Here is an 11,965-nt window from a genome sequence, read left to right as displayed (position 1 = left end):
GGCTTGAGATCATTCGAGTATCGGGTTCAGTAGTTTAAAGTAGAGTTGCAAGAGTGACTCGACCTTGCTCTTCCGCCATTTCATTGAACGGAATCCACATATAAAGTGCAGGCTGTCCTCCTGATGAACCACTTGTAACGTTAAGTCGTACAGTTCAGACACTGGAACTCCCGAAGCAACTGCACCAGCGTTATAGAACAAAGGTAATGTTCCTGTACCGGGTTCCTGCAAAAGTGTACTAACATGCTTGGTGTGGAAGGCCTCTCTGCCATCTTGACCCTTGGATTGATGGATAAGCTGGAATAATTCATTAAATTGTTCCAACGAGCCGAAGTCCAGATCAAATACTTGAATATAGTCGGACTGCCCAATGGCTGCATGCATACTCATCCGATCACTGTTGGAGGTCTGTGCGAGAAGGTACGCAAAGCCGGCAAATAAAATATCATCCACCTCCACGTCCCACCTGCTGGCAGCATTCACCACACGATCATAGAGTTCTGCTGATAAGGCAAACTGCAACTCTTCTGTTTCGTTTGATGTCGAATCTCCCTCCACGAAATAATCCATGGACAAGGGAATGCGGGAGCGTGATACATGGATTACATCCATCTCGTCCAACTGATTCTCGATAAATGCGGTAATATCCGAAATAGTTGGCAAATTAAACATGTCGGTTATTTTCACAATTCCCGGATATTGGTCATCAAGTCTGGCGTGTGCTTTGATCATCAGAACAGAATCGCCACCGATCTCAAAGAAATGCTGATTCACACCAATGTGAGCATTGCCAAGTACTTCGCTCCATATCTGTACCAATTGTTTCTCAATATCATTGGCGGGAGCCTTATATTGAACCTGAGCTGTGTGTAGAGCTGTTGGTTCAGGTAATGCATTACGATTGATTTTTCCATTTGCTGTTAAAGGAATGGCTTCCAACCGGATAAAGAATGAAGGCACCATGTACTCCGGCAATCTGGATATCAGAAACTCTCGCAATTCAGCAATGGAAACTTCTTGATCAGAGACATAATAGGCACACAGATATTTTTTCTTTTGCTCGTTCTGCCTGTCCATTACATACACACGCTTCAAGGCGTGGTGCTGAATGAATATGGCTTCAATTTCACCAAGTTCCACGCGATGCCCCCTGATTTTGATCTGGTTGTCCTTTCTGCCCAAAAATTCAATGTATCCCTCTTTGCGCATGACGCCATGGTCTCCCGTTCTATACAAACGACCAAGGAGTGGATGCTGAATGAATGCTTTCTCCGTTTTATCCAAGTCATTCACATATTGATCTGCAAGACCTACTCCGCCGATAAACATCTCACCTGGAACATCAACCGGACATGGACGCAATTTATAATCGAGCACATGGAATGTTTGATTCGCCAACGGATACCCGTAAGGGATACTGTTCCACGCATCAGATATTGAATTAATAGGGTAATAAATGGACCAAATGCTAGCCTCTGTTGCACCACCGAGACTCACAATGCTTGCATCAGGACACAGATTTCTGACTTTGCCTGGTAAAGATAGAGGTATCCAGTCACCGCTGAGCAGTATAAGACGAAGACTGCTTTGATGGTTACCCTCGTTTGTGATGTTTACTGCTCTTTCTATATCCGAACTTTGGATATTTAACTTAGCCAGCGGAGCGGTCTGTGCACCCAGGACTGCTACGGAACGTTCCGATAATAGGGATGGGTCAGCAGCCATTGGGTTTTCGCCATAGGATATCGATACGCTTGGATTTTGTCTGATATAATTTCTGCTGCTCCATTCTTCCGTAGAAGCCATTTCATCGTCTGGCTTCAATCCTGCTTCCACCGTGTGAAGCCAGATCTGATTTTCATTTAAATTGAATAACGGTTTTACTTTCTCAAAAGGCATATCTCCGATCGAACACATTCCAATGCCCAACATCTCTCCAACACTGTTTAGTGTGGATACCATAATTCCGGTATCAATAAGGGAATATAAATAACCTTGAGCGCCATATTTCGGCATGGTTGCTTCCGCGTTGTAAATGAAGAAAACAGTAAACGCTGAAGACTGATAAATGGACCTGTTTGTGTAATAGTGCATTTCATCAGTGAATGACTGATTCCCATGAATAAGACGTACCGTGTGATCCACTGGACTAAAGTAGTACAAGCCCGCCTCCATTCCCGCAACTCTTCCTTCCTTCACATACACAAACACATCTATCGGGTATAGTCCTCCCGCGGAAGGATAGTAATAACGAATTTCCTGTCCTTGATCATACTGACCCAGTACTCCCATCAGATCGGAGAACTGTTTCATGGTGACAGGCTGATCCTCCTTAAAGGAACGATGAGAACGTCGCTTGGAGATGAAATCTGGATATTCAACACCACGCTCCAGTGAGACCTCAAGTGTGGTGTTCCCACCGAAATTACGATGCAACTGTATTTTTTTGAATGCTTCGTATGCCTGTGCATCGTATGCCACCTTTTCGTCATACGGATTGCGGAATAACTGCGTCTGCTTCTTGAAAATTTCTGCTGGCTCCATAAGTCCGCTGACCAAAGCACGTTTGCGAATAAGCAGCTCCATGAGCGAATTCACTTCACTAGCAGGTACATTCGGGAAGAAAGAAGCAATCTCGGATTGCCGAATCCCCTTTTGTGCCAAGAAATACAGTTCAGGGAACATACCTGTTGCATATGCAGGGCATTTGAACTCATCCACGTAGATATGCTTTCCATCCATTCGCCACAGCGTGGAGAATGACCAGTGGTACACCGATTCTACTGACTCTTTCTCCACAGCCAGTTGGGTTGACGCCTGAATCTCTTCATCACTTGCCCAACGGTAGCTTCGTCCAGCATCGGATTCCAGGCGATCCATGAACATATCCATAATTGCTGGAACCGAATTCCAGATTGTAACCTGATGGCGATCAACGGCCTCTTTCATCATTCGGATATCTCTTTGGTCGGATACAATTACGAGAGCTGCACCCGAGGAAAGTGCACCGAACACGTCATATACGGATAAATCGAAACACATGGAAGATACGCCAAGCATGCGATCCTTCTCATGAACACCGAACTTTCTGTTCATATCCTGAATAGTATTCGTTACAGCCCCATGAGTAATGGCAACCCCCTTCGGTCTACCCGTACTTCCCGAGGTATAGATGACATATGCAATGTCATCAGGTATTCCAGATGGCTCACCTTCGAGTGGAGGATAACCTGAAGCCGAGACCTGATCATAGGCATCCACGTCCAATACAATTCGACAATCACTATTCTTAAGCATGTAAGCTTGCCGTTCTTCCGGATAATCCGGATCAAGTGGTACATATGCCGCACCAGTGCGAAGTATAGCCATTACATTTACAATGGTCTCCATACGGCGCCTTGCTACAACGCCAACTCGATCCCCTCGCCCGATCTCCTGTTCAAGTAAATATCCTGCCAGTTGACCGGATCTTCGGTCCAGCTCCGAATACGTCATCCGCTCATCCTCAAACAACAATGCGTCCTGATCTGGATAATGTTTAGCCATACGGTCAAACAAATGTTGCAATGTTGTTGGCAGGATATTTTCTTCTGATTGGTTATACCTTTCCAAAATGCTGCGATCGACTGAAGGAATGTCAGGCCCCGTAATCGTTTCTCCCACAATTAGGCCATCCAGCAGCGCAATATATTGCGCAAACATCGTTTCGACCACCTGTTGGTCAAACAAGTCATCCACGTAATCCCAGGTTAGCGTTAGTTGCCCTCCCGCATCCGAAGCCTGATGATCCAGATATACCTGCGATGTTTGGCTAACTCCAGTTCGAACCTTTCCAATCAGTCCCTGAGTTGCTTCAGATGTCTCACGTTCATTAAAGATCATACTTGTGAAGACAATTGGCATTACGGTCTTGTTCCCCATTTGATGATGCTTGGAGAGATCACGTATGAATTCGATGCCTTCATAATGCCTGTGCTCCAGCGCCTCCAGTATACTGTCCTGAACATGACGCACATGACCCATAAAATCATTCCCCGAAGCCATATCCACATCAATTAAAATCATGGAAGTAAAGTCCCCAATGATATCCTGTATGCTTGGGTGGAATGGATAACGATTGAAGACTGTCAGGTTCAGCGCAATCTTCTGTTGATTGCTCCAGTACGATAAGATTTGGGCATAGGCTGCACAAAGAAGCGCTGAAGGTGTTAGCCCGTGTCCATTAGCAATCTTTTTCAATTTCTCCCAACGCTGTGGTTCAAACACTTCATTAAGTCGCTTGAATTTTGGTTCGCTGATCTGTGCAGGATCTGTCTTCAATGGGAGTGCAGGTGCTGCTGGGAATTCCTCTACTCGGGCAAGCCAGTATTGTTTATCAGACAGGTAGGTATTCGATTTACGGAATTCATTGTAAGCAAGAATATAATCGCGGAATGTAAATGGATTAGGCTCCGGATCAATCTCGGGATGATGGTAGAATTTCAGTAGATCATTATTAAAGATCTGTATGCTTGCCCCATCAGCAATGAGCAGATCATATCCAAACAACAGCAGATGTGTATTTTTAGATATTTTTTTCGCACGTATCTCAAATAATGGCCATTGCTCCAATTCAAAAATATGATGAGACATGCGTTCTCTTTCGGCTATGATCACCCGTTCCATCTCGTCAGGACTCAAACCACTGATATCTTCAATATCCATCCGGTATACCGGTACATGTGGCAGGATTCGTTGCTCTCCGGTAGGCAGGATAATTGCCCGCAACATAGGATGATGTTCAATCAGCTTGATTAGTGCTTCATTGAAGCGCGTCATCTCCAGTTGAGTTTCGAATTCGAGGTACCCGTGTGTCGAAGTGCCCCCCCATTTCAAAAGCCTGACTTCTTCCTGCGACATAAGCCATCTGTACCTCGGTCAGCGGGAATGGTCGGCCTTCGGGATCAGGGCATGGATCATGCTGCGGATAATGAATTGTTCCCACTGACTCTTCATTTTCCACAGAGCTCTCAAGCAAAGCCGCCAGTTCATAAATATCTCTCAGGGCCATAAATTCCTTGAAGCTGAGACGTTGATTGAATTCCTGCCCAATCCGATTCACCAGCTGCACCATTAGAATTGAATTGATCCCCATCTGGAAAAAGCTGGCGTGAGTTCCTATTCCATTCATACCAAATACCGATTCACAGAGTTCAATCAGCTTTTGCTCCGTTGGGCTTTCTGTTCCTGCAAGTGCACTGGACTGTTGTCCAAAGGTTGGCTCCGGTAACGCTTTCCGATCAATCTTTCCATTGGGTGTAAGTGGAAATTCAGACAACTGGATTAAATGCTGAGGAACCATATAATCCGGAAGTGCTTTTGCCAAAAGACGCTTCATCTCCAATTCGTCATAACTGCGCTCCGCTGAGTAATAGGCTACCAGTACCTTTGTTCCTTGCATGTCCACTTTATCTATAACGACAGCCTGCTTCACGCTAGGAACTGTAGATAATCGACTTTCAATTTCTCCAAGTTCAACCCGATACCCCCTGATTTTCACTTGGGAATCCCGTCTGCCAAGGAATTCAATGTATCCTTCTCTTCGCAAGACTCCAAAATCACCTGTGCGGTATAAACGTCCCAATTCCGGATGATTAAAAAATGCATTGTCGGTCCTCACCGGATCATTAAAGTATCCTTCAGCCAATCCTGCTCCACCGATGCAGAGCTCACCAATGACATCGACTGGGCTCAGGCTACCCGTGTAATCAAGCGTATAGAATGTCTGATTCGCAAGTGGTCTTCCATAAGGAATGCTCTTCCAATCAGACTTGACAGTATCAATGGGATAATAGATAGACCAAATGGATGCCTCTGTCGCACCTCCCAAGCTGATAACCTGTGCCGAAGAAAAACGCCCATGTACTTGCTCTGGCAATTTCTTCGGTATCCAGTCCCCACTGAGCAGGATGAGTCTTAATTGTTCAGTGGTTTGATCGGTTACGTAATCTGCCATCAGTTGCATAATGGCTGGAACTGAATTCCAGATGGTTACTTTATGCTGTTGTATCGCGTCGAACATGTCATGAATATCACGCTGGTCAGCAATGATCACAAGTGCTGCACCCGTCGCAAGTGCACCGAAAATATCATAGACTGACAGATCAAAGCACATTGAAGAGATACCAAGCATCCGATCTTGATCCGTCACTTCAAACTTCATATTGATATCCCGAATGGTATTCATTGCCGGGCCATGGGCAGTAGCTACCCCTTTTGGAGTTCCCGTGCTGCCAGACGTATAAATAATGTAGGCAAGATCGTCAGGTGCTGCGTTATTTTCCAGTGGCTCCACCGGAAATTCAGCCAGTCCCTCAAACGTATAAAGTTCGGGTAATAACATCATTTTGCAGTTACTATTTTGTAAAATGTATTGCTGACGATCTTCAGGATAATCGGGATCAACAGGCACGTATACCGCTCCTGCTTTGAGAATGCCGATGGTATTCACAATTGTCTCCATACCACGTTTGGCTAACAACCCCACCCGGTCTCCCCGTGTTATTCCTTGTTGCGTCAAGTAATGAGCGAGCTGATTGGAACGTTCATCCAGCTGTTGATAAGTCAATTGCTGATTACCGTAAATCAATGCTGTCTGATAAGGAGTCTTGGTCGCCTGCTCCATAAAAGACCCATGCAGTGTAGATATAGGAAATGATTGTGCTGTTGCATTAAATGCATTCCAGATGGCCTTATCCTGTTCAGGCAATTCTGGTAAAAACTCGATATTCTCTTGCTCACACAGATGAGTAATTATCGCTGTATAATCATCGAACATGGCGGAAAGTGTATCGTAATGAAAAAGATCCTGAATATAGTCCCAGTTAATGGTCAGTCTCCCGTCAGTCTCCATTACCTGATTATCAAGGTAGACTTGGGAGGTCTGACTGATACCCATTTTCAGATCTCCGATATGCTGCCAGCTTCCGATGGCATCCACAAATAATGTGCTGGTATATACAATCGGCATAATGGCGGAAGTACCCGCTTCTCGATGACGGGCCAGTTCTCGAATGAATTCCACGCCGTCATAATGTCGATATTCCAACATATTGAGCATGCCACTCTGCACGTCTCTTGCTTGTTCCCAAAAAGGTTTGTTTTTTTGTTCGTTAATTTCGAGCAACATGATGGATGTAAAATCACCGATAATTTGATTGGTTTCTTCATGAAATGGAAAGCGGTTGAACGCCGCCAGATTGATGGCAAGTCGATCCTGATTGCTCCAACGGGCCAAAACTCGAGCAAAGGCAGTACATAGAAGCGCGGAAGGTGTTACATTTTTTTGCTGCGCCTTCTGCTTTAATTGCTCCCACGGATCTTGTTCCAATATCCAGCTTAGCCGTGAAAATTGCGGTTTCTTGATATGTCTGGGCTCCTGCTTCAGCGGAAGTGCTGGAGCGGAAGGGAATGTGTCCAACTGATCCATCCAGTACTTCCTGTCACGTGCGTACATCTCACCCTTTTTCAGTTCTCCGTATGCCATCATATAATCCTTGAACGAAAACTTGAGTGCAGGAAGTTCCTTTTCCGGCTCACGGCAATAATGCACCAGGTCCTCTCCAAGGATCTGGATACTCGCACTGTCACAGATCAACAGATCATAACCGAATAACAGGTAATGCCGTGTATCATCTATTTTAAAAGCTTTGAATTCAAACAGCGGCCATTGGCTCGGCTCAAACACATGATGGGACATTCGATCCCGTTCCACCTCAATGTGTTTCCACTTTTCCTGCTCATTCAGATGGCACACGTCAACGATTTCCAGTTGATAGTCTGGTACCTGTGGCAATATTCGTTGTATGCCCTCCGGCAATATGACCGCTCGCAGCATTGGATGACGCTGAATCACTTTTTGCAATGCAGTCTGGAAATGCGTCATGTTCAATTTGGTTTCCAATTCCAGATAATAGTGAGTGGATGTTCCCCCCATCTCAAACCGCTCGTCTCGACCTAACAGATAAGCCATCTGTACTTCTGTCAAAGGGAAGTCCTCATACAGGGTCCCCGGTTCCGGCTCTTGCTGGGGATACTCAGATATCGCACCAGCTTCCTTGAGTGCACCAATCAGATGAATTGCAAGCTTCGCCAGATTCATACCTTCAAAGAACGTGTGATAGTTTAAGTGAACATGGTAGCGTACCCGTATTTCAGTAATAATGCGCATCATTGATATTGAATCAACGCCGAGTTCAAACAAATTGTCGTATACATCTAACAAGGTAAACCCGAGAACATGTCCCACCAGTTGGGCAAGTTCCTTCTCCGTAGTTGTATATATACCGTTATCTCGTCCAAGTAGTTCAACCTTTTGTTCATATTCAGTTCTCGTCAGCTGGTTGTTATGATAATTCAAATGATTACGTTCCTGTTGAATTCGAGCTGTCATGGCTTCCGAAAATCGAATAACCCTTGACGACTCTAACAACGGTAGGAGTTCACTCGCATAATTGGGCTCACCGATCAACACTCGGCGTATACGACGGCTCAATACCATGTCAAAAGCACTGATCGCTTGATGAGTCGCTAACGTCTTGAATGCTGTATCCACATTCAGACCAAATCTGGCAGCCATCCCGGTTTCCTTCCAGGCAGGCCAGTTAATGGTTAGCGTTCGGCCCGACCCGTTTGCACGGTAAGACGCAAAGCTATCCAGAAAACAGTTTGCAGCAACATAATCGCTCTGTCCCGGTTCTCCTAACATGGATATGCCAGAAGAAAACATAACGAAGAAATCCAGTGGTTCCTGTGCTGTTACTTGATTCAGAACCCAGGTTCCCTGAACCTTCGGTCTCAGAACCTCTTGGAATACAGTCTCTTCCTTACGGATAATCAAGCCATCATTGGCAACACCAGCGCTATTAATTACCCCATAGATTTGCCCATATTTTGTTCTCAACCTCTGCACAACCTGAGTCATCTGCTCCAGATCGGAGATGTCTGCACTGATTAATTCAACACTTGACCCTCCGGCTTCAAGCTCCATAATGGTTTTCATTCGTTCAATCATTTCCATGGATATTATCTTTGGATCTTCTTCTTGAATAAGCTTGTCCCACACAGTGCGATCAGGCATCGCCGTACGACTGATTAGTGCCAGACGAATGCAGCGTTCATCAGCCAGATGCTTCGCGAATTGCAAGCCAATTCCGCCTGTTCCACCAGCAATAAGATATAAACCGTTCTCACGAATAGTCACTTCCTCATGACTGGCTTCCAGAATGTTGGCAATATCCAATTCTTCAACGTATGACTGATTATGGCGATACGCTACTTGGAAACGGTCATGGGAGCTATTTAATTCTGCATAGATCGTATCCGCATCGGTATCTGAATCCACATCAATGAATCGGCAGGATATTTCCGGATACTCCTGTTCAATGACTTTTGCGAATCCGTTAAGCGTTGCATTTTCCGGTCTTACCTGACTTTCATAACCCGTAACTGCATTCGCTAGAGAGGATATGAATTGAAGCTGAAGTCCCTCTGTCATATGATGATGTAGAAGGGCACGAGTCAAGTAGAATGCACTCTGAATTCCACGGTCCTGGCTTAACTTTAATTGTTCCTCGCTTTGTAAATAATTATCTGAGTCTTTCTCTGCCAGAGTAAACCCGTGAATGATACGGGTTAGCCCCTGACCTTTCATATCATCCAATAACTGAATGTAATCACTTTCATCACCACGAATCACATAGTGCGCATCATCATACTTCTCGTAACGATCCCCCCAAGCTACCTGAATGACTCGTGCTTCGGACTCACGTTCCAATCGGACCGTCAAGGCAGCACTGACTTGATCGTTTCCGCGGAAGAGAAGTACGGTGCCTTTCGTTTTTGAGACGACAGAATCTCGAGATACGGGCGTGTATCGTTGCCATACAGCTTGATAAAACATGCCCTCTGCCTGTACCTTTTCTGATCTTCTGTTACGTTTTGGAATGTCGATCCAACATCTGTGCGTCTGAAATGCGTAGGATGGCAAACTGACCTTGAATACACTCTGATTCGCATAAAGCGCTTCCCAGTCAGCATCGCCCCCAGAGACATAGAATGAAGCAGCCTGATGTAACGCATTGACGTCTTGCTGCTCACTGTTCATGAATCTTCCAAGAGCTTGTCCCAGCGATACGCTCATCTCATGCCTGGATGAGAGCGACATTCTGAATTCCTGATCCGCTGCCTCCTCATCTTGAACCAGCTTGTGAAAACCGGTATAGATGTGCGAACCATGTGAAGTACCAAATAGCTGCTTTGAACGCTCCAGCTGGGTAAGTTTCTGATGCAAATCGATGTTGCTGTTCATTATGATTGCTACCCGATATGGGAATTTCCCTCTTCCCGTGTTGGCGGTATAACATATATCTTGTAATGTTGGCAGTTCATCTTTTTCAAGAAAATAGATATACTTACTGATCATCTGACGCAGCGATTCCTCAGACTTGGCGGACAACGTCAGAATGGATGGATCTGTTACAGAAGTGTTCGCTTTATGCTCTGCATTTGCCCGATCAGGCGCTTCCTCAAGCACAAGATGACAGTTGGTTCCCCCAATTCCAAAAGAACTGATACCACACCGTCTTGGAGTTGTTCCATCCGTGGTCCACTCTCGCAGTGTAGTATTCACGTAAACGGGTGATCCACTGAAGTCAATCGCTCTATTTGGCTTTTCAAAGTTCAAGGTTGGAGGGAGTTTTTTATTTTTCAGCGCCAGAATTGCTTTAATTAAGCCAGCAGTTCCAGCCGCTTCGTACAGATGACCGATATTGGTTTTAACCGAACCGATCGCACAAAATTGTTTCTTGGAAGTATATTTCTTAAACGCGTTCTGAATTCCCTTAATCTCAATGGGATCTCCCAATTCTGTCCCCGTACCATGCGGTTCGAAGTACGAGATCGTTTCGGGATCGATGTTACCGTCCTCCCACGCTTTTACAATCAACTCAGCCTGAGTGGACGGATTTGGTACAGTCAATCCGCCAGAACTTCCATCCTGATTGACGGCCAAACCTTTAATTACCGCATAGATCTGATCACCATCACGCATTGCAGCGTCTAGTGGTTTCAGCAATAAAGCAGTGACCCCTTCGCCCATTCCCGCCCCATTTGCAGAATCATCAAATGTTTTGGTCCGATAGTCTGGAGATTCCATCCCGATTTTCTCATTCTGATTCTCGCGTGTCATGAGATGAAGTTTCACACCGCCCGCAATTGCCATATCACATTCCTTGTTCCGTATGGCCTGACATGCCATGGCGACAGCTACGAGTGAAGAGGAACACGCTGTATCAACAACAATACTGGGTCCCTTCAGATTCAGAAGATACGAGATTCGATTGGATAATATGGAAGCCAAATTCCCGACAATGGACAGTGCACTTGTCTGCATCGTTTCGGTAATATATCGCATATACATATCTTTGATATTGTTGGAGAAGCCTACATAGACACCTGTATTGGTGCCCGATAATTTATCGTTACCGTATCCTGCATCCTCCATGGCATCCCATGCCGTCTCCATAAACAAACGCTGATTAACATCCGTTAAACTGGCTTCTTTGGGAGGCAAACGAAAGAATTCATGGTCGAATTGGTCAATATTGTCCAGGTACGCCGCTTCGTAATATTGAATATCTCCCTCAGGTATATCCATATAAGAGAGAATAGCGTCCATATCCGATTTTCGTGCCTTGGGAATGGGACGTATGCAATCTACACCACTCTGGATATTATCCCAGTAGTCATCCAGTGTTTCCATATTGGGCAACTTGGCTGAAATACCGATGATGGCGATATCCTTGACGGGTTTCTTTTCCCCTTCTTTTAGCATTTTCACGATCTGAGCCGCCGTTGTTTTGTTCATCTTCTGGTCCTTGACACTCTCTACCAGGAGCTTCAGAATTTTCTCCACGCTTCACGTCCC

2 protein-coding genes are annotated in these 11,965 nt (G+C 45.3%); both read right to left on the bottom strand.

From position 1 onward, the window contains the following. Window positions 1–9: 9 nt before the first annotated feature. Window positions 10–4,875 (bottom strand): AMP-binding protein, encoded by a 4,866-nt coding sequence (locus FE296_RS18330; RefSeq protein ID WP_190945331.1) that lies wholly within the window; start codon window positions 4,873–4,875, stop codon window positions 10–12. Continuing rightward, window positions 4,802–11,953, bottom strand: a complete 7,152-nt coding sequence (locus tag FE296_RS18325) for a non-ribosomal peptide synthetase (protein WP_150365906.1) — start codon at window positions 11,951–11,953, stop codon at window positions 4,802–4,804. The genes FE296_RS18330 and FE296_RS18325 overlap by 74 nt, the downstream gene beginning before the upstream one ends. Window positions 11,954–11,965: the final 12 nt, after the last annotated feature.

Source organism: Paenibacillus sp. UASWS1643, from assembly GCF_008693195.1.
Lineage (GTDB): Bacteria > Bacillota > Bacilli > Paenibacillales > Paenibacillaceae > Paenibacillus > Paenibacillus amylolyticus_B.
The sequence above is the reverse complement of the archived record's forward strand: the minus strand, read 5'-3'. Positions and strand labels throughout refer to the sequence as shown.